Origin of the sequence: Brevibacterium sp. RIT 803 (assembly GCF_016892625.1) — a bacterium.
In the GTDB taxonomy this organism is placed as follows: Bacteria; Actinomycetota; Actinomycetes; order Actinomycetales; family Brevibacteriaceae; genus Brevibacterium.
In genome coordinates this window covers 411,294-432,076 of the sequence record NZ_JAFEMW010000002.1, presented here as the reverse complement: position 1 = coordinate 432,076, position 20,783 = coordinate 411,294, and the positions used below count along the sequence as shown (strand labels likewise).

The 20,783-nt window shown below is 63.2% G+C and carries 13 protein-coding genes; 10 read left to right on the top strand and 3 right to left on the bottom strand.

All coding sequences use genetic code 11. The annotated features are described in order from the left end of the window. Window positions 1–4 precede the first annotated feature (4 nt). The gene (locus JTF07_RS09280) at window positions 5–952 is read left to right on the top strand and encodes a biotin--[acetyl-CoA-carboxylase] ligase (RefSeq protein ID WP_204233960.1); all 948 of its coding nucleotides are present in this window, start codon (window positions 5–7) and stop codon (window positions 950–952) included. Next, window positions 949–2,727, top strand: a complete 1,779-nt coding sequence (locus JTF07_RS09275) for an adenylate/guanylate cyclase domain-containing protein (protein WP_252199653.1) — start codon at window positions 949–951, stop codon at window positions 2,725–2,727. The genes JTF07_RS09280 and JTF07_RS09275 overlap by 4 nt, the downstream gene beginning before the upstream one ends. Before the next feature lie 163 nt (window positions 2,728–2,890). On the opposite strand, the gene JTF07_RS09270 is transcribed toward JTF07_RS09275, so the two are convergent. The 3 genes from JTF07_RS09270 to JTF07_RS09260 form a co-directional block, all read right to left on the bottom strand. Further along, window positions 2,891–5,611, bottom strand: a complete 2,721-nt coding sequence (locus JTF07_RS09270) for a DNA gyrase/topoisomerase IV subunit A (RefSeq protein WP_204233959.1) — start codon at window positions 5,609–5,611, stop codon at window positions 2,891–2,893. A gap of 280 nt (window positions 5,612–5,891) precedes the next feature. Beyond that, window positions 5,892–6,446 (bottom strand): TetR/AcrR family transcriptional regulator, encoded by a 555-nt coding sequence (locus JTF07_RS09265; protein ID WP_204233958.1) that lies wholly within the window; start codon window positions 6,444–6,446, stop codon window positions 5,892–5,894. Between the two features lie 239 nt (window positions 6,447–6,685). Continuing rightward, the gene (locus tag JTF07_RS09260) at window positions 6,686–9,358 is read right to left on the bottom strand and encodes a bifunctional acetate--CoA ligase family protein/GNAT family N-acetyltransferase (protein WP_204233957.1); all 2,673 of its coding nucleotides are present in this window, start codon (window positions 9,356–9,358) and stop codon (window positions 6,686–6,688) included. 122 nt (window positions 9,359–9,480) lie between these two features. Here JTF07_RS09260 and JTF07_RS09255 point away from each other — a divergent pair, with 122 nt between their 5' ends. The 8 genes from JTF07_RS09255 (at window position 9,481) to JTF07_RS09220 (ending at window position 20,639) form a co-directional block, all read left to right on the top strand. Further along, window positions 9,481–10,068 (top strand): DUF5998 family protein, encoded by a 588-nt coding sequence (locus JTF07_RS09255; RefSeq protein ID WP_204233956.1) that lies wholly within the window; start codon window positions 9,481–9,483, stop codon window positions 10,066–10,068. Then, window positions 10,068–11,231, top strand: a complete 1,164-nt coding sequence (locus JTF07_RS09250) for an alkaline phosphatase family protein (RefSeq protein WP_204233955.1) — start codon at window positions 10,068–10,070, stop codon at window positions 11,229–11,231. Before JTF07_RS09255 ends, JTF07_RS09250 begins: the two co-directional genes overlap by 1 nt. A 69-nt stretch (window positions 11,232–11,300) precedes the next feature. After that, window positions 11,301–12,593 carry a methyltransferase gene (locus tag JTF07_RS09245; RefSeq protein ID WP_204233954.1) on the top strand — a complete coding sequence of 431 codons (1,293 nt, stop codon included), beginning with the start codon at window positions 11,301–11,303 and terminating at the stop codon, window positions 12,591–12,593. Window positions 12,594–12,647: 54 nt separating this feature from the next. Then, on the top strand, window positions 12,648–13,910 hold the full coding sequence (locus JTF07_RS09240; protein ID WP_252199651.1) for a 5-(carboxyamino)imidazole ribonucleotide synthase: 1,263 nt from the start codon (window positions 12,648–12,650) through the stop codon (window positions 13,908–13,910). Between the two features lie 118 nt (window positions 13,911–14,028). Continuing rightward, complete coding sequence (gene purE / locus JTF07_RS09235; RefSeq protein ID WP_204234189.1) at window positions 14,029–14,502, top strand: 5-(carboxyamino)imidazole ribonucleotide mutase; 474 nt, start codon at window positions 14,029–14,031, stop codon at window positions 14,500–14,502. Between the two features lie 37 nt (window positions 14,503–14,539). Further along, the gene (locus JTF07_RS09230) at window positions 14,540–15,688 is read left to right on the top strand and encodes an acyl-CoA dehydrogenase family protein (RefSeq protein WP_286672947.1); all 1,149 of its coding nucleotides are present in this window, start codon (window positions 14,540–14,542) and stop codon (window positions 15,686–15,688) included. Between the two features lie 305 nt (window positions 15,689–15,993). Next, on the top strand, window positions 15,994–17,514 hold the full coding sequence (locus JTF07_RS09225; protein WP_204233952.1) for an LCP family protein: 1,521 nt from the start codon (window positions 15,994–15,996) through the stop codon (window positions 17,512–17,514). A gap of 263 nt (window positions 17,515–17,777) precedes the next feature. After that, window positions 17,778–20,639, top strand: a complete 2,862-nt coding sequence (locus tag JTF07_RS09220; protein WP_252199650.1) for an NlpC/P60 family protein — start codon at window positions 17,778–17,780, stop codon at window positions 20,637–20,639. The last annotated feature ends 144 nt before the right edge of the window (window positions 20,640–20,783 follow it).

Genomic DNA, 20,783 nt, shown 5'->3' with positions numbered 1-20,783 from the left:
ACTGGTGAACAGCCAACACAATTCCTTCCTCGTCGATGTCGAGTCACTGCGCCGCAAGGCCGCGGACCGTGGTTTCGTTCTACCCACTGTCATCTGGGACGACGTGTGTTCGTCGACGAACGACGAGCTGGCTGCACTGGTGCGCGGACAATCCCCTCTCACCGACGACCCCACCGATCGCATGCGCCGGATCGCGAGCTCCGAGAGCACCGGCCCCGCCGAGGTGCCCGCCGAGTTCTCCGTCTACGGCACCGATCATCAGAACGCCGGCCACGGCCGGTTGGGTCGGACCTGGACAGTGCCCCCGCGACGATCCCTGACGTTTTCGATCCTGCTGGCGCCGGGTGCCGTCTTCGATTCGTGGGGATGGATCCCCCTGATCGCCGGTGAAGCTGTGCGAGCCGCCATCGCCGAGGCAGGTGTGCCTTCCGTACTCAAGTGGCCCAATGATGTGCTGACGCAGGACGGGAAGAAGCTGTGCGGGATCCTCGCTCGGGTCGAACCGCTGCCGACGGGGCCGCGAATCGTTCTGGGGATGGGGATCAATACCCGTCTGCAACGTGATGACCTGCCTCGTGAGAGCGCCAGCTCCCTTGCGATCGAAAAGGACACGGACGGCTCAGAAGTTGCTCATGAAGACTTGTTAATCTCGATTCTGAGCACACTGATTCCTGCCTACAGGGAGCTTGTCGAGTATGACGATGACGATTTCAGCCGGAGCACGGTCGGCGAGGAGGTGCGTGCGAATATGGTGACTCTCGGGACACAGGTCAGAGTCGAACGCCCCGACGGAAGCAACCTCTACGGCCGTGCCACAGGTCTCGACGCCGGTGGCGACCTCATCATCGATGATGACATCTGCGTCAGCGCGGGCGATGTCCACCACCTGCGACCGGCCGGTGACAATGCTGGGTCGGGAATCACCGAGACGGAAGCGGGGGGCCGCAGATGACGGGCGTCTCGGATTTCACCGCCGAATTCAACATCGTGCCCGATGAGAGTGCCGATGGCACCGACATGCACTCGTCGAACGGTGTCGACTCGACCCACGCCGGTTCGGACGACTTGGTCTCGAGCGGCGCACCTGCGAGTGACACTGCTTCGAACCACACTGCACCTAACCACACTGCTTCGAACGAAGGAGTGGCGAACGGTGAACCGTCGAACGAAGCAGCGGCGGACAGGCTTGAGGAGCAGGACTCCACCCACGAGCATGACAGAAGCGGCGCTCGAGAGTCTTCTGAAGCTCGGGAATCCAGCGAGGACCATTCAGGAGCAGCCGAACCAGAGGATTCTCACCAGGCAGGCAGCCCGAACCGGCCCGGCTACTCGAACCAGGAACCCAGCCCGCCCCAGGAATCCAGTCCGCCCCAGGAACCCAACTCGATTCCGGTGATCACGGACGACCAGATCGACTCGTCGCCGAATGCCGCTGAGCCTCCAGCCGCCTCGGCGCCGCCCTCTGTCCAGGGGATCGAGCACGGCGACGAGGACCTGCCCGCCACCCTGCCCGCCACCTCGGCGATGTCGACGGTCCCGTGGGCAGAAGAGGAGGAGTCAACTGACGACGACTCCTCAGGTGTCGAGGTGGGCGGCGACTTCTTCGGAGGACTGCACGAGGATCCGCGCACCGCGGCCCTGCAGATCCTCGACGAGGCAGACGAAGACGAAACCATCGACGAAACCCGCACCGCGGCTGAACGGCTCGAAGAGATCCTGCTCGATGGCAAGCGCGTGCTCGACCGGCGCGAAGCGGCGAAACTCGGGGGCATCTCCACGGTCTCTGCGCGCAAGATGTGGCGAGCGTTGGGCATGTCCCAGACTGATGGCACAGAGAAGGCCTACACCGTCAGCGACGCCCACGCGCTGCGCATGTGGGCCAAGCCCGTGGCTGACGGCCTCATCGACCAGGGCACCGCGTTGTCGCTGGCCCGCGCAATCGGCCAGACCACGGACCGTCTCGTCGTGTGGCAGATGGAGACTCTCGTTGACTTCCTCACCGAGGAGAAGGGGCTGACCGATCCCGAAGCCAGGCGCGACGCGCTGCAGGTCGTCGAGGACATGGTCGATCCCCTGCAGAAGATGCTGACGTACTCCTGGCGACGCAATCTCGCCGAGGTGATGGGGCGACTCAACGTCAACGTCTCCGATGGTCTGGCCATCGACAACAGGCAGGGCTGGTACGACTCCTCGATGCCGCTGGCACGTGCGGTCGGCTTCATCGACCTCGTCTCCTACACGCGTCTTTCACAGAAGATGGAGCCCAGACAGCTGGCGAATCTGGTGCAGGAGTTCCAGGGCATGGCCTACAACATCGTGGCCACCGGAGGCGGTCGAGTCATCAAGACCGTCGGGGATGAGGTGTTCTTCGCCGCCGAGACGCCGTTGGGCGGAGCAGAGATCGCGATGACCCTGATGGAGCGTGTGACTGCGGCCGAGGACCTGCCGCAGGCCCGCGTCGGGTTCGTCTGGGGCAGGGTCCTGTCTCGCCTGGGCGACATCTTCGGGTCGAGCGTCAATCTGGCTGCCCGGCTGACCGCAGTGGCCGATCCGGGCACGATCTTCACCGATGAGGATACCGCTCGGGTGCTCTCTGCCTCGGATGCCTACGTGTTCGAGCGGCGCGAATCTCTTTCGCTCCAAGGGCTGGGAGAGACCGGCATCGGCGAGATGAAGCGTGGAACGGCTGCCCGAATGCAGCTGGACCTCGACGACGACGACAACTGAGCCGGACGCCACGGCATGCCCCGCACAGTTGGCAGCGCCTCGCACTGTTAGCGCGAAGTCATACAGCTGCAGTGGTTGTCGATGCGAATACGGGTACCACTGGTGAAGTGGTCTGTGATCGCGATCTCTGCTGACGGCAGGGCAGCTTTTCTCAGCTAATTTCTCAGAACAGCGCTGTGTCGTCGTCATCATCATGGGAGACGATGACGGCGTCGTCGGAGTCGATCTTCGAGCGGGCGATCTCTTCTTTCGCCTCATCGAGATCACGCCCGTCGTCAAGGTCGAGATCGAGCTCGTCGAAACTCGTCGCCAGTCCCTGCGTGCGGGTCGCAGCCGGGGATGTCGATCCTCCGCCGGGCTCGCCACCCGCAGCGTCGGCAGCTGAACCGCCGACTGCAGCACCGCCGCCGACAGGATCCTCGGCGCCGCCGAGGCGGGGGACCGTTCCGATGACGTCGATCTTGGACTCGAGGGGCGAGCCCGTGGCATCGCGCTTGGACATCTCGGTTGGAAGGGTCCTGGCCCCTCCTGCCTGGGCAGCCGCCTGCGGGGTGTCACCGACCCAGGCCAGGGACAGCTCGGTTTCGCCCTTGAGGAACTTGTGGGCACGCACACCCGAGGTCGCACGGCCCTTGGTCGGATACTCGGAGAAGTCGCTGACCTTGATCGATGACGATGGTGCGCCATAGAAGTTCTCGCCACTTGCGACTGTGACCACTGCGAACGTGCCGATGCTGGTATCTGCGTCGCCGTCCTCGTCGGTCTTTGCCTCCTTGGGAGTCATGCCGAAGAACAGCGCGCGCGCCTCGGCGGCGACCTTCATCCCGGCCACACCTGAGGCGTTCCAGCCCTGTGCCCGCAGTCCGGAGGCATCGAAGGCCAGCAGCTGCGCATTCGAGGTCACGAACACTGCCAGGGACTCATCGATGTCCTTCGGCTGAGCAACGCCGATGACGGAGTCCTTGCCCTTGAGCGTGATCGCTTCCCACTCGCTCTTGTTCGGCCTGGCAGCCACGGACACGCGTTTGACGACACCGCCTGCGGTGCCGACGACGAACTCACGGTCGAGGTCGATGAGACCGAGGACAGTCTCATTCTTCTCCAACGTCATGTAGTCGGCGATCTTGACGCCGCCGGCGACGTTCGGACGTGTTGCGGCCGGTGGCAGAGCCGGCAGGTCGACGACATCGACCATGTGCAGACGACCAGTCGAAGTCACCGCACCGACTTTGCCCTGAGTCGTCGACACGATCTCCGATCGCAGCGCGTCATGGCTCGAGCGCTTCCCGACCCTCTGCAGTGCCGAGGCATCAGCGGTTCGGGCGATGCGCCCGGAGGTCGAGAGGAGGACCCGGCAGGGGGCGTCGGCGATCTTGAGGTCAGACTGAGCCTTCTTGCCCTTGGCTGAAAGCTCCTTCATCGATCCTTCGATGAGAACCGTGCGTCGAGGCGAGCCGATGGCCTCCGCTGTCGCCTCGAGCTCCGTGGCGACGAGTTCACGCAGCTTGGCCTCATCGGCGAGCAGGTCCTCGAGGTAGTCGATCTTCTTACGCAGCTCGTCGCGCTCGGCTTCGAGCTCGATGCGTGAGAACTTGGTCAGCCTGCGCAGCTGCAGATCGAGTATGTAGGTCGCCTGGAGCTCCGAGAGCTCGAAGACATCCATCAGGCGAGTGCGCGCCGTGGCCGCATCGTCGGAGGACCGGATGAGTTGGATGACCTCGTCGATGTCGAGGATCGCAATGAGCAGACCCTCGACGAGGTGGAGGCGGTCCTTGGCCTTGCGCAGCTGGAACACGGTGCGGCGGCGGATGACGTCGATGCGATGGGCGAGGTAGACGGTCAGCAGCTCGCGCAGTCCCAGCGTCCGCGGCTGGCCGTCGACGAGGCAGACGTTGTTCATGCTGAACGATTCTTCGAGTGGCGTCTGCCGGTAGAGCTCAGCGAGGACTGCCTCCGGATTGAATCCGTTCTTGATGCCGATGACCAGACGCATTCCGTTCTTGCGGTCCGAGTAGTCATCGATCGAAGCGATGCCTGTGAGCTTCTTCGCTCCGACGGCGTCCTTGACCTTGGACACGACTTTCTCCGGTCCCACAAGGTAGGGCAGCTCGGTGACGACGATGCCCTTCCGGCGGGCATTGATGTTCTCGATCGAGACCGTGGCTCTGGTGCGGAACGTACCGCGACCGGTTTCGTAGGCCTCACGGACCCCATCGAGGCCGATGATCCGTCCGCCGGTGGGCAGATCGGGACCAGGGATGAAGCGCATGAGCTCGGCCAGGCCGGCCTCTGGATTGCGGATCAGGTGGCAGCAGGCGGCGATGACCTCACCCGGATTGTGCGGAGCCATATTGGTGGCCATGCCCACGGCGATTCCGGACGTGCCGTTGATGAGCAGATTCGGGAACGCGCTGGGCAGAACGTCGGGCTGGGTGAGTGTGTTGTCATAGTTCCCGACGAAGTCGACGACGTCCTCGTCGAGGCCGGCGATCATCTGCATAGAGGCCGAGGTCAGCCGGGCCTCCGTGTAGCGCGGGGCGGCAGGACCGTCGTCGAGGGAGCCGAAGTTTCCGTGGCCGTCGACGAGCGGTACGCGCATGATGAAGCTCTGACTCAGGCGCACCAGAGCATCGTAGATCGCAGTGTCACCGTGCGGGTGGAGCTTGCCCATGACATCGCCGACGATGCGAGAGGACTTCACATGCCCACGCTCGGGGCGCAGACCCATGTCTCCCATCTGATAGACGATGCGACGCTGGACGGGCTTCAGCCCATCCCTGGCATCGGGTAGGGCACGAGAGTGGATGACCGAGACCGCATATTCGAGGAACGAACTCTCCATCTCTGACGAGACGTCGACATCGATGACTCTGCCTTCGGTCATGGAACTCCTTTGACGCACGAATTTTCCGCTCCGGGTGCCCTCTGACATGCCGAGGTTCGGCCTCGACAACGGAGAGCACCCGTCGATTCTAGCGTTCGATGTGAGTTCTACGGCTCAAGCCCGCATTTCCGGGGCGTCCGTGTCGTTGTCCGTCAGCGTCCCCAGCGTGATGATCGGGGCGCGTGTGTCCGAAGTGTGCGAGCGTCTGTGCGCCGAGGCGGCGTCATCACTGTGCCAGCGAAGAGTTGAGGTTCGGAGAGTTCGGGCCGGTTCGGAAAGCTCAGGCCTGCGTCGTGTTGCTGCCTACCCATGTGAGGAACTGCCCCATGAACGATTCGACATGGGAGCGATCGGCCGTTCCTGCGATCAGTTCGGTGATCATCATTCCCATCACGGAGCTGTTCATCGTGCGAGCCATCTCAGCATCGACATTGGTCAGTCGCATGACGAACTCGTCGATCTTCGCGGTGTTCTTCTGCTTCGCGGCCAAGGCTTCGTCGGGAAGTGCCGGGTCGAGGCTGAGCATGATCATCGTGTAGAAGCGGTTGCGGTCCGTGGTCAGCCAATTCATGCAGAAATCGACTGAGATCTCCAGCGCAGGCTTTCCGCTGTCCCGGAACATGTCCGGCAGGCGGTCGAGCTGCTGCGAGTTGAGGTCTCCGATGCGCTCCATGATTCCAGTGATGAGGGCATCACGGGTGCGGTAGACATTCGATGTCGAGCCGACGGGCAGCTCGGCGAGGGCATCGACTGCCCTGTGGGTGAGTCCACGAACTCCCTGTTCGGCGACTACAGCAATCGCGGAGTCGGTGACGACGTCTCTTCGTGAAATCATTTCTTTCATGCCTCACTCTCGTGAGGCACCCGCAGTACAGGTGCCTTTTGGATGGTGGATGGCCAGTGGCTGGCCACAGACTATGGCCAATGTAGGGCCACACACTAAAACACGAATTCATAACGTTTCGTGCCGAACGGATACAGACACTACCTGCAATAGAGAAGAATTGGTATAAGACTCGCCAAACTGACAGTCGGTTCTCACTAAATGGGCCGTATCTGAATTTCCCGGGCGTGTCAGCTCAGCAGTCTCCGCGTTGAATCGATCCGTGTGGAATCGGTGAGCAGATCTATCCGCACACTCAGAAGATGCCCGTCTGTCACGGTGGCGACCATGGGGTGGATTTCGAGCTCGAGGATCTGCGGGTGCCTCTCGACGAGCACCGACAGGCGTTCGAGCACATCCTTGAGGGGATCGATATTCACCGGCGGCAGACCCCGATAGCCGAACAGCCTCGGCGAGGACTTGACCGATCGGATCATGTCCTCAGCATCTTTGTCCGTCAACGGGGCCACGCGATGCTCGACATCGCCGAGCAGCTCCGTCGTATCCCCGGCCAGGGAGAACGACAGCAGCGGCCCCAGCAGCCGGTCCTCGCCGGCACGGATGACGCAGGGCACTCCTGGGGGAGCCATGGCCTGAACGTCGACCAGTGGGTCCTCGTCGACGAGTAAGGAGCTGATGGTCTCCTGGATCGCGTGGAAGTCCTCGCGCAGCTCCTCCGGTGAGTCGATGTTCAGTCGCACACCGCCCAGCTCCATCCGATGGCGCAGGGTGTTCGATACAGCCTTGAGCGCGACCGGATAGCCGATGTCATCGGCAGCGGACAGGGCTTCGTCCACCGAGGCAGCGGTGATGTGGGGCAGCACCTCGATCCCGTAGCAGGACAGCAGAGCCCGAGCCTGATCCCGCTCGAGCCGAACGGGCCGGCCCGCCTGGGCCTCAGAGAGTGCCGATTCGATGATCGTGCGCACGCCCTTGTCGTCGAGGTCTTCGACCTCAAGGAAACGACCGTGGTCAGCGCTTCGCCAGCGGGCGTAGTCGGTGGCTCTGGCCAGGGACCAGACGGCATCCTCGGGGCCGACGTAGCTGGGTACGGTGTGCGAGTTCCGTTTGCCTTCGCTGTCGCTGAGGTGAGTGGTCAGCTCATCCTGGACACCTTGGATGCCGAGGAAGCAGGCCACGGTTGTCTTCTTCGAACGCGCCGCCGCCTCGGCGAGGTGAGCCGCGATCTCGGATTCCTCTGCTCCGGCTGAAGGAGTGAAGGTGACGATCACGGAGTCGATGTCATCGCGGGCATACATCGCCTCGAGCTCGTCCCGGAACGTCTCTGCCTCGACCTCCGGGTGCAGAGACACAGGGTCGGCTTCGACGTGCAGCCCCTCAGAGCGAGCCCGCTGGATGACGAGTGTGGCCATCGCCGCCGAGTTGCCGACGACTCCCAGACGCCTGCCCGCGGGCAGGGTCTGGGTCGAGAACACCTGGGCGAGGTCGAAGAGCTGGTGGATGGTATCGGCCCTGATCACGCCGGCCTGACCAAGCACCTGGTCGAGAGTGTTCGGAGCCAGAGACGAGGTCCGCACGATGTGCCCGGGCGGCAGCTCACGGCCGGTGAGGTCGGACTTGATGACGATGACTGGTTTGACGCGTGAGACTCGGCGGGCGATGCGCGCGAACTTCCGCGGGTTGCCGATCGATTCGAGGTAGAGGCCGACGGTCTTCGTCGCCGGATCCTCCTCCCAGTATTGGAGGACGTCGTTGCCGGAGAGATCAGCGCGATTGCCAGCGGAGACGAATGTGGAGATGCCGAGTCCACGCTTCTTCGCCGCCGCCAGCAGTGCGGTGCCCAGCGCGCCCGACTGGCTGAACAGGCCGAGCGTGCCCGATGCCGGCAGGAACGGGGCCAGCGATGTGTTCAGCGAGATGTTCTCGGACTCGTTGACGAGGCCGAACGAGTTCGGGCCGACCACACGCATCCCGTAGGCGCGGGCGGTGGAGACCATCTGGCGCTGCAGCTCGGCCCCGGCCTCACCGGTCTCGGCGAATCCCGAGGAGATGACGAGGACCGCTTTCACCCCGTGGGCCGCGCACTCCTGGACCACCTCGGTGGCGGACTCCGCAGGCACCGCGATCACGGCGAGGTCTGCCTTGCCGGGCAGATCATCCAGGCTCGGATACGCCTGGACTCCGGCGATCTGGTCCACTTCCGGGTGGACGACCCAGAGGTCGCCGGTGAACTTCGCCGCGGTGATGTTGCGGATCAGGAGATGGCCGGTGGAATTGCGTTTGCGGCTGGCGCCGATGACCACCACCGAGGTGGGGTGGAGGACCGTGCGCACGCTCAGTGCCTCGGCGCGATGCTCCCGAGAAGCCTGCACCTCGATCGACCGTGCCGTCGGGTCGATGTCGAAGTTCACGGCCACGACGCCGTCGTCGAAACCACGGGAGACCTCGTAGCCGGCGGCCTGGAAGACCTGCAGCATCGATCGGTTCTGAGGCAGCACCTCGGCGGTGAATCTGCGGATCCCCAGATCCCGGGCTGCGGCGGCGAGATGCTCAAGGAGGATCGAACCGATGCCGCGGCCCTGGTGGGCATCGGCGATATTGAAGGCCACCTCGGCGGAGGTGGCTGAGATCTTGTCGAAGCGGCCGACGCCGATGATATCGGATCCGACCAGCATGATCATGGCCACTCGGTCGTGATGGTCAACGGTGACGAACCGGTCAAGATCGCGTTTGGGCAACCTGGGCAGCGGGGCGAAGAAACGCAGGTAGATGGACTCGGGCGACTGGGCCTCATGCATCTTCGAGAGTGCATCGGCATCGCCAGGGACAATCGGACGCAGATGGGCGGTGCCACCATCGCGCAGGACGACATCGGCTTCCCACTCGGAAGGATAGTTTTCCATGTTCCCAGCATAAGCGGATGGCGAGAGTCCCAGGCCGTACAAGACCTGCAAGGTCGCAGAGCGGGAGCCGAAGGAATGGGGCGAAGTGGGAAGAGTCGGGCGAGTACGGCACAATGGGAGTCATGGCTCTACCCGAAGTTCTCGTTCACGATCTGCAGTCGGCCGGATACTACCCACAGCTCACACAGGGGATTCTGGCTGATTCTCTGTTCGACGAACCGGTGCTCGCTCATTTCGTTCACATCGACACACATGTCGACATCGAATCCATCCATCGTCACGTCACCGCCTTCGTGCTCACCGAGACACGACTGCTGCTTGCTCACGTCGACGATGACCCGAACGCTGCACCCGGTTCCAAACCTCGAGCCGTGACGAGCAGCGAAGACATCGAACTCGAGCGCCTCGGCACCGTCATGGTCGGCCGGACGTTTGCCGACCCAGCTGCGTTCATTCCCGGCGACAAGCCTGTCGAGGTGTCTCTGACCATGTCATGGGGCGCCTCTCGACGCATAGAAGCCTTCCCGGAGACCTGTGGTGACCCGGATTGCGCGGCCGATCACGGCTACGGCGGATCCATCTTCTCTGAAGACGTCATGCTGCGCGTGTCCGCCGAGGCCGAAGGCCAGGCAGCAGTTGATCGCATCGGAGAATTCGCCGGAAAGCTGCGTGCCGCGGTGTTCCACGCCAGGCTGCGGTCTCGCCGCTGATGGCAGATGCGAGCACTTCACCCCTGACGGGGCCACCCGACTACTCCGGGCCCATCCTCTCCGACGTGGTTCCCGCCGCGGCCCTCAGCCTCGGCGCGGGGGACATCTTCGATGACTCCGCGCGCGCTCGGGCTCAGTCGCTGGGCCTTGACCGGGACTCGAGGACGACGATCGTCGTCCTCATCGACGGTATGGGGGAGAGTCAGCTCAAGCAGTACAGCGGCTACACTCCATTCTTCCGATCTCTGGCGGCCTCACGACGGACCCTGTCCACTGGGTTCCCCTCGACGACCGCGAACTCCTTGTCCTCGTTGGCCACAGGGCGACTGCCCGGTGGCCACGGCGTCGTCGGATACCGCGTCCTCGACCCAGCCAAAGACGCTGTGTTCAACCAACTGACCTGGGACCTCGACGTCGACCCGGTTGCCTGGGTGCCCGATGCGACCCTGTTCGAACGACTCACCGCGGCCGAGGTCGACGTGGTCAGCCTCGGCGAGGCGAAGTTCGCCGGTCGCGGCCTGAACCGGGCTTCCCTGCGTGGGGGCCGGTTCCGGGCATCGAAGACGCTCGAACAACGCTGCGCTCAGGCCATCGAAGAGGCGAAGGCTCCCGGCCGTCGGCTGGTCTACCTCTACTGGGGCAACCTCGACAAGACGGGCCACGTCCACGGATCGAACTCCCTGCAGTGGACCGAAGAGCTCGAACACGTCGACCTGGCACTGTCGCAGCTGGCCAACGGTCTGCCGGCTGATTCGACGATGATCGTCACCGCTGATCACGGCATGGTCGACATCGACCACAACCGACGTCTCGACCTTGCCGATGCTCCTGAACTGCGGCAGGGTGTCAGGCATGTCGGCGGCGAACCGCGCGCCGTGCACCTCTATGCCGATCAGGGCGCCGAGGCTGACGTCTACTCGGCGTGGACCGAGACAGTGGGGGACAGGGCGCTCATCCTCAGCCGCGATGAGGCCATCCGGCGCGGCTACTTCGGTCCTGTCGACCCCCGCTTCCGCCAGCGCATCGGGGACTTCATGGTCATCTGCCAGGACGAATTCGCCATCGTCGACTCGGACAACGAATCCGCCTCCGCGATCGCGCTCATCGGCCACCACGGGTCGACGACGGAACGCGAACTCCGCATTCCCCTGCTCGTGGTGTGAGTCGGGTCCGTGAACAGAGTTGTGTGATGAACGGAGCCTTTCGACGAGCAGCGCATTGGGGAACCCACAGTGACAGAACCCGGATCGTCGGCGACCGCACTTCGCTGGACCGAGGACGGATCCCTACGATCGGCGACCTGGCATTCGGAGAACCTGTCGGCCGCCCCGGCTCAGGTGACGGTCATCAGCGACGACATCACTGCCGATGCCGCCTACAGGCTGGCCCGATCGGGGACCGGGCTGCTGTGGCGCGGGGACTATCACAACGGCCGTCAGCTGCTGCAGGCGATGGACCGCCGCTTCAAACGCCACAGTGCCCGCCGCGGCGGCGAACATGGAGCCGGCAAGCGCACTGGCCGCAAGCTGGGCAACCCGGGCGGCGGCGATGCTGGAGGACCGAGCGATGCGGGAGGCCTCAGCGGTGCAGCTGCCTTCGAAGCGCAGCGTCGCTACATTGCTCAACGAGCCCGTCTGCTTGGCGCGCTGATCGTCGAACTCGACGGCGACCACTTGCTGAACCTGCGCCGTGCTCCCGATGTGAGCGTGGCCTGCGAGGCCGCCTACGGCCCGTCGACGGGTCCGATGTGCGTCTCGCTGACCGAGTTGAACGGGGTGCTCAGCGCCTACCAGTGGCAGCTCAAGGGCGTGGCCATCCCCGCCCTCGGCGAGGACATCCACCCGAGATACGGCGTATTCTCTCCGATCCGCGGCGAGTACGTCGACCTCGTCGCCCAGACGCCGTTTCCCGAGTCCGGCACCGGCAGCTCCTCCGCACCGAAGTCACCCGCGGCGAACTCTTCTGCCCCGAAGTCGTCCGCACCGAAGACGGCCTTCGACCTCGGCACTGGCACCGGCGTCCTCGCCGCTGTGCTGTTGCGACGCGGTGTCGAACGGGTCGTGGCCACGGACATCAATCCGCGTGCGGTGACGTGTGCCCAAGAGAATCTGGACCGCCTCGGTCTCGCTTCGTGCGCCGAGGTGGTCGAGGCCGATCTCTTCCCGCAGGGACGCGCGGACCTCATCGTGTGCAACCCGCCGTGGCTGCCTGCCCGTCCGACGTCTGCCCTCGAGGCCGGCATCTACGACCCGGGATCCGATGTGCTCCACCGCTTCATCGACGGGCTGGCTGCGCATCTGAGCCCTGCGGGCGAGGGATGGCTGATTCTGTCCGATCTTGCCGAGCATCTTGGCCTGCGGACCCGGGAGGAACTGCTCGAGCGCATCACCGCTGCCCGCCTGCGAGTCCACGATCGCCACGATACGACCCCGCGCCACCCCCGTGCCTCGGATACCGGGGACGAACTCCACAGGGCTCGCGGTGCCGAGGTCACCTCACTGTGGCGGCTGCGACTCTCCGACTGAGGGCGGGACTCGCATGCTGAACCTGTGCGCCTCATGTCCGCGGCGGACGATAGGATGGCGAACGTGACTTTTCCTCGTGTTGGTGTCATTGGCGGCGGCCAATTGGCACGTATGCTTGCCCCTGCCGCAGAAGCCCTCGGCATCCGCTTCTCGGTCCTCGCCGAGACCGCTGATGCCCCGGCCACCCAGGTCATCAATGAGGTGAGCGTCGGAGACTATACGGACTTCGCGACCCTCAAGGCCTTCGCCGAGACGGTCGACGTGGTGACCTTCGACCATGAGCATGTTCCTCCCGAACATCTGCAGGCTCTCGCCGAGGCGGGCCATGCCGTCCGCCCGGGACCGCAGGCCCTCATCTTTGCGCAGGACAAGATCCTCATGCGCAGGAGAATGGATGAACTCGGCCTGCCGAACCCGGCCTGGGCAGAGATCACCTCGCGCACCGATGTCGAATCATTCGCACAGCGAGTCGGATTCCCCTTCATCCTCAAGACGCCTCGCGGTGGCTATGACGGCAAGGGTGTGCGTGTCATCGACTCCATTGATGAGGCCGTAACCTGGCTCGACGAGGTCGGGCAGCTGCTCGCCGAGGAGAAGGTGGACTTCACCCGCGAGCTCGCCGTCATGGTCGGACGCTCCCCGATGGGCCAGACTGCGGTGTGGCCCGTCGTTGAGACCTGGCAGCAGAACGGTGTGTGCAAAGAAGCCATTGCTCCCGCACCAGGACTGGCAGCAGGCAAATCCAGAGAGATCACCGAGGCGATTCTCAAGGTCGCCGGCGCCCTCGACGTCACCGGTGTGATGGCGATGGAGCTCTTCGAGACCGCCGATGGCTTCCTCATCAACGAATTTGCGATGCGTCCCCACAATACCGGTCACTGGACCCAGGATGGGGCCGTCACCAGCCAGTTCGAACAGCATCTTCGCGCGGTCCTCGACCTGCCCCTGGGCAGCCCTGCGGCCCGTGAGGACGTCTCTGTGATGGTCAACATCCTCGGCGCCGACCACGACGACCTCTACCACCCCTATCTGCATGTGATGGCCCACGACCCTGCGGTCAAGGTCCACCTCTACGGCAAGGGCGTTCGCCCGGGCCGTAAGGTCGGCCATGTCAACGCCTACGGGCAGGACGCGGAACTCGTACTGGCTCGCGCCCGTCATGCTGCGGACTTCATCGCCGGCATCGACGTCAACCCGCATCCGCAGATGCCGGCCCCAGCAGATCTCGACGCAAACACGACGCCATCTGCCGATGACTCCGCTGGCACTGCCGCCACCTCCAGCGACGAAAGGGCCTGGTATGCCTCCAACGAATGACGACGACTCAACTGGCAAGGAGAACTCCGCAGCCAATCGGAGCGTGGGAACCGCCTCGGCGCCGGGAGCTGCGGAATCGGGCACAGCGGAATCAGACTCCGCTGTCGTCGGAATCGTCATGGGATCGGACTCGGACTGGCCGACGATGAAGGCCGCAGCCGAGGCCCTCGACGAGCTGGGCATCGGCTCGACGGCTGAGGTCGTCTCTGCCCACCGCATGCCCGAGGACATGGTCGAGTGGGCCAAGACCGCCGCAGGCCGCGGCCTGCGCGTCATCATCGCCGGTGCCGGGGGAGCGGCCCACTTGCCCGGAATGATCGCGTCGATGACCTCGCTGCCCGTCATCGGCGTTCCCGTCCCGCTGAAATACCTCGACGGCATGGACTCCCTGCTCTCGATCGTGCAGATGCCCGGAGGCGTCCCGGTGGCCACCGTCTCGATCGGCGGAGCCAAGAATGCAGGACTCCTCGCCGCCCGAATCCTCGGCGCCGGTGACACCGAAGCAGCGGCGGCGATCCGCGGTCGACTCGACGAGCATCGGACCCAGCTGCGGCAGGTCGCTCTCGACAAAGGGCAGGCACTGCGGCGATAATGGGAGTACTTAACGATCGATCAGTAATAGGAGAATGATGTTCGACCTCTACCAGCCCAGCGAAGAACACGAAGAGATCCGCGCCGCAGTGCGCAACGTCGTCGAGAAGAAGATCACTCCCTTTGCCGCCGAGGTTGACGCCGATTCCCGCTACCCGCAGGAAGCCCATGACGCTCTGGTCGAGACCGACTTCTTCGCCGCCCACATCCCCGAGGAACACGGCGGAATGGGCGCTGACGCGCTGGCAGTGGCCATCATCATCGAAGAGGTCGCACGTGGATGTGCTTCGTCTTCGCTGATCCCGGCCGTGAACAAGCTCGGCAGCATGCCTGTCCAGCTCGGCGGCAGCGAGGAGATCAAAGCGAAGTACTTCCCGCAGGTTGCTCGCGGTGAGGCCGGATTCTCCTACGGGCTCTCAGAGCGCGAAGCCGGATCCGATACGGCCTCGATGAAGACACGCGCAGTGGCCGATGGCGACGACTGGATCCTCAACGGTGTCAAGACCTGGATCACGAACGCCGGAGTCTCCGACTACTACACCGTCATGGCCGTGACGGACCCGGACGGTGCGCGCGGGCGCAACATCTCCGCCTTCGTCGTCGAAAAGTCCGATGAGGGATTCACCTTCGGTGAGAAGGAACGCAAGCTGGGCATCAAGGGATCGCCGACGCGCGAACTCCTCTTCGACAATGTGCGTCTGCCCGGCGACCGCATCATCGGTGACCCCGGTGAAGGACTGAAGATCGCTCTGCGGACTCTGGATCACACTCGCGTGACGATCGCCGCACAGGCCGTCGGCATCGCACAGGGCGCTTTGGACTACGCGGTGAACTACGTGAAGGAACGCCAGCAGTTCGGCAAGAGCATCGCCTCGAACCAGGGAGTCCAGTTCATGCTCGCGGATATGGGGATGAAGCTCGAAGCTGCGCGTTCGCTGACCTACACCGCTGCGGCCAAGAGCCAGCGCTTCGACGACGACCTCACCTATTTCGGAGCCGCAGCGAAGGCCTTCGCCTCGGACGCAGCCATGGAGATCACGACCGATGCCGTGCAGCTTCTCGGCGGTGCCGGTTATGTCGTCGATCATCCTGTCGAGCGGATGATGCGTGATGCGAAGATCACACAGATCTACGAAGGCACCAACCAGATCCAGCGCATGGTGATGGGTCGCAAGCTCATCGGCTGAGGCCAGGCCCGCCTCGGCGGTGAGAGACCAGGCTTCGAAGAAGACGGCCATCGCTGACGGGCGGTGGCCGTCTTCGAGCCTGCGTACCCACACTGGGCCCACGGATCGCGTGGCTGTGATCAAGTACACCTGCGATGACGCGACATGCGCAGAGCAAATGTGCCGGAATCCCAGGTTCGCACGAGCCACAATGGATGAACACAGTGGACTCTCCAGAAGGTTTGGCACAGTAGTCTGTGTCGCCGCAGGCCTCAGGGCCGCGCGGGTGGCCATCACAGCAACGAGCGCGAGGTAAAGGTAGGTCAGTGGCCGAAACGAGATACGTCGACCCCATTCATCACCCGTCGTACGCTTCACAGCCGACGAGGGATGTACGGGCGTGGATTCTTCTCCTCGTCACAGTACTCATTCCCGGGGGAGTGCAGCTGCTGTTCCGGTCCCGTCGCTGGGCCAAGGTCTCGCTGTCGATCACCGCAATCACCTGGATCCTCGCGATCATTGCTCTGATCGTGATTCTCATCGACAAGAAGTTTCTCTTCACTATCGGCACGAATCCCTTCCTGCTGACGTTCCTCACGATCTGGCTGCCGGTCATCGCCGTCAATTGGATTGTGTGCCTCTTCGACACCTTGCGCCGGATCAAGCTGGTCACACTGTCCGCGAGGGCACGCAAACGCTTCCTCGCCGCGTTCTGCGCCCTGGTCCTCGTCGTTGTCGGCCCGCTGGCCTGGGGCACGACCCTGCTGGACTCCCAGCGCGGACTGATGGCTGACCTCTTCGCCTCCGGGAAAGCATCAAAGCCCGTCGACGGTCGTTACAACATCCTTCTCCTCGGCTCAGACGCAGGCGAGGGGCGCACCGGCATCCGCCCGGATTCGCTGTCTCTGGTCTCGATCGATGCGAAGACCGGCAAGACGGTCATCGTCGGCCTTCCGCGCAATATGGAGAACGTGCCGTTCCCAGAGGACTCGCCTTTGCACCAGTACTACCCGCAGGGGTACAACTGCGGCGACGAGTGTCTGCTCAACGCGGTCTTCCAGCAAGGTGAGCGACACAAGGACGAGTTCGAGAACCCGAAACGAGCAGGTGAGCAGGCCACGATGGACGCCACCTCGGCGATCACCGGCCTCGAAGTCCAGTACTTCGCCATGGTCAACCTCAAGGGATTCGAGAGCCTCATCGATTCCCTGGGCGGAATCACCCTCGTCTCGGGTAAACGGGTGCCGATCTCATCGAAGGTCGATCCCAACACAGGCGAGCATGGCCCGGTCAAGGGGTGGATCGAGCCGGGCAAGCAGAAACTCGACGGCTTCCACGCTCTGTGGTTTGCCCGCTCACGTGAGTTCTCCAGCGACTACGAGCGGATGGTCCGGCAGCGCTGCGTGCAGACAGCGATGGTCAAGCAACTCGATCCCGCCACTGTTCTGACTCGGTACCAGGAGATCGCCAAGGCCACCCCAGGTGCGCTGGCGACGGACATCCCCTCCTCAGAGGTGGACGACTTCGTGGACCTGGCTCTGAAGGTCAAGTCGCAGAAGATCGAGTCGCTTGACCTCACTCCGCCCAACGTGACACCATCACAGCCTGACTTCGACGCCGCGAGGTCCTTGATTGCGGACACGATCGAAAAATCATCCAAGGACGCTGAGAAGGACAAAGACGCCCAGGGTGTTCCTGCCGACACGTCCGGAGCCGTTGCAGGGGTGAATGCGAGCCGTGGGCTCACAGCGGGAAGCACCAACCGGATCAGCGCGCAGAGTGGCAGTGAAGGCGGCTCTGACGAGGGCGAAGAGAGCGCAGAGAGAGCCATCTGCTACGTGCCCTGAGATGTCGATCACCCGGCCGAGCCTGTGAGCCGGCCGTGCGATGCAGGGAAATGCGCAGGATTTCGGGAAAAACTTTCCCTCGGTGTGTCCCTTGCAAACACTGGGAACCACACCGGTGTAATTTGGTTATTTTGTTATTTGGCTAGTCTGACACGCCGTATATGTGTAACAATTTTGAGATGTTGGGATTACCCACCGTCCTGCCAACGGTGAGATGATTCCAGGGCCTGAACTTCCCTGACTTCCTCGAAAAGGCTGTAACGATGAAATACTTATTGCCCACAGTCGCGGGCTGCGCTTCAGTCGCACTCGTCGGCACCTTAGCGGTCACGGCACCGACTGCCTTCGCGGCGTCGACTGAGCCGGAAGTGACCCAAGAGGCGCTGAGCGTGAGCGAAGACGGACTCAATGTCCCCGGCGCCCGTGATTCCAGTGACTCCTCTGCCAACGTCGCCAACCAGAGCGCAACCAGCAACCTGCCGAACATCTTCAAGTCGCAGACCGCTGCCGCCTCGACGCAGGTGCCAGCAGCCGTCAACGCGAGTTCGGGTGCCTCGGCTGCTGCCGGTTCCACAGGGTCGGTCAACCCCGTCTCTGCAGGACTGTCCGCACCTGAGGGTGAAAGCCAAGCCGCTGAATCGGAAGCCTCCACCCCGAAGGCTGACCCATCGGCACCCACTGAAGATTCCGAGAAGAAGGATGACGCATCCGAGGACGCGAAGTCCGAGGACTCTGAATCATCAGAGGAGTCGAAGGACAGCGACGATATCTCGGGCTCGGTGCGTCAGAAGACCGAAGACGGCGTCAACATCGCGCTGATCTCCGACGTCCTCGACGTTCCGTCCAACAACCCCAGCCTGATCGGCTTCACCTTCTCCGAGTCGACGTCCAACATCCGCATCCAGATCCGCGTCAAGAGCGGATCTGATTGGGGCAGCTGGGAGTCGCTCGACGAGGAGAAGCAGGAGCAGGCGAAGAACGAAGGCTCCGAGCCGTTCACCGTCAACCGGGCCTCCGGTGTGCAGATGCGCATTCTGGGCGACAAAGCACCCAGTGATGCCGAACTCGTTCTCGTCGATCCGAAGCAGAATCCCAATGATGCTGCGGCCGTAGCCGAGAACGATCCGGTAGAGATCGAGCCGCAGAGCTCCGAACCGTCCGACAGTGCAGTAGACACTTCAGAGACGACACCCGGCTCGACTGAGGCCGCCGCGAGCACCGAGACTGTGGCTGCATCAGGTCAGGCCTCGGTCACCAATCAGAACTACGTACCGGGATCCTCGTCCACGAACAACGTGGCCAAATCCGCCAAGGTGCCGAAGCCGAAGATCGGCTCGCGCGATTCGTGGGGTGCCAAGGCATACAACGGCAGCCCCGACTACGCCAGCAGCGTCAAGCAGGCTGTCGTTCACCACACCGCTGGTTCGAACAGCTACTCGGCTGAAGATGTTCCCTCTGTTCTGCGCGGTATCCAGTCCTACCATCAGTCGGGCCGAGGCTGGGACGACATCGGATACAACGTGATCGCCGATAAGTACGGCCGTCTCTGGCATGCACGCGGCGGCGACATCAAGAAGGCCGTGATCGGTGCTCACGTGGCCGGCCACAACTCCGGTACATTCGGCATCTCGGTGCTCGGCTCCTATGACAAGTCGGCCCCGCCGAAGAAGACCAGGGATGCTGTCGCCTCGGCGATTGCCTGGAAGCTGTCGCTCGATGGCGTCAAGCCGAGCAAGTCGACCGTCGTCGCGCACCGCGACCTGGCGAACACCAGCTGCCCCGGTGACGCCTTCTATTCCAAGATGGGCGAGATCCGTTCAACTGTCACCGACATCATGAAGTCCGGCGATCTGCCGTCCGATGAGAAGAAGGACGACAAGAAGGACGACAAGAAGAAGGACGATAAGAAGGACGACGGCAAGAAGGCAACGCCGAAGCCCAAGACTGCGATCGAGAAGTACGCCGCTGACCACAAGAAGGAACTCGGCAAGGCCACTGGCAAGGAACACGATGTCAAGGGCGTTGACGGAGCACGTGCTCGCTCCTACGAGAAGGGCAACGTCTTCTGGTCCAAGAAAACCGGTGCATACCACCTGACCGGAGCGATCAAGAACTCGTACAAGGGTGACGCTGTCACCCAGCTGGGCCTGCCCACCTCGCAAGAGAAGGGCGGCCTGAAGGGCGGGGGATCGGCGCAGTCGTTCCAGAAGGGCAAGATCTACTGGTCGAAGGACACCGGTGCTCACTACACCACCGGCACGCTCCTGAACTATTGGGGTGACAAAGGTACCGTCAAGGGCCACCTTGGTTACCCCGCGTCGGACCCGGTGTACAAGGACGGACGAGGAGAGCAGCTGTTCGAAGGTGCCCGACTCGTCTGGGCCGAGGGCTATGGAACCACAGAGTTCTCGCCCACCGGAACCATTGAAGGCGGCGTAGTCGACGACAATGGTCCGGGTGACACCGATGATGCCAATGCTTCCGGTGGTGCCGATGAGTCGGCACCACCGGGGGACAGCGCCACCGATGGCGGTTCGGCTGCAGACTCCGGGGAAGGTTCTACAGACGACAAAGACGCCAAGGATTCGAAGGACGACGATAAGTCCAAGGACGACGACAAGTCGAAGGACAAGGACAAGTCGGATAAGCCTAAGGATGACAAGAAGGACGATAAGTCCAAGGACGACGACAAGTCCAAGGACGACAACAAGGACAAGGACGACAAAAAGGACAAGAAGGACGACAAGCCGTCAAAGGCTGAGAAGATCCAGGCTCAGCGTGACTCCATCGTCAGTGAGGCGAAAGCTCACCTCGGTGTGAGGTACGTCTGGGGCGGAACCTCACCGACGAAGGGCTGGGACTGCTCGGGTTACACCCAGTACGTCTACGCCAAGCACGGCATCAAACTGCCGCGCACAACCAGCCAGCAGCGCAACGCCGGCACGGTCATCCCTGCCAGTGAGGCAAAAGCAGGCGACATGATCTGGATCCCAGGCCACATCGGCATCATCTCTGAGACCAAGGGGCAGATGTACGATGCGGGCTCGACCCGGACGAACACCACGAAGCGCAGCTACAGCTGGATGCTCGATCGTGGAGCGAAGGTCATTCGCGTAGTCGGCTGACGGCACCACGGTGACATCGGCCGTGAAATTCTCGGCAGATAGTTCGAATGCCTCGCGGTCGGTTCTGGAAAGAACCGGCCGCGAGGCATTTCTGTTCCGGTTCACCTGCGACTTGGGCACGGATATCCATAGACTCTCCTTGCA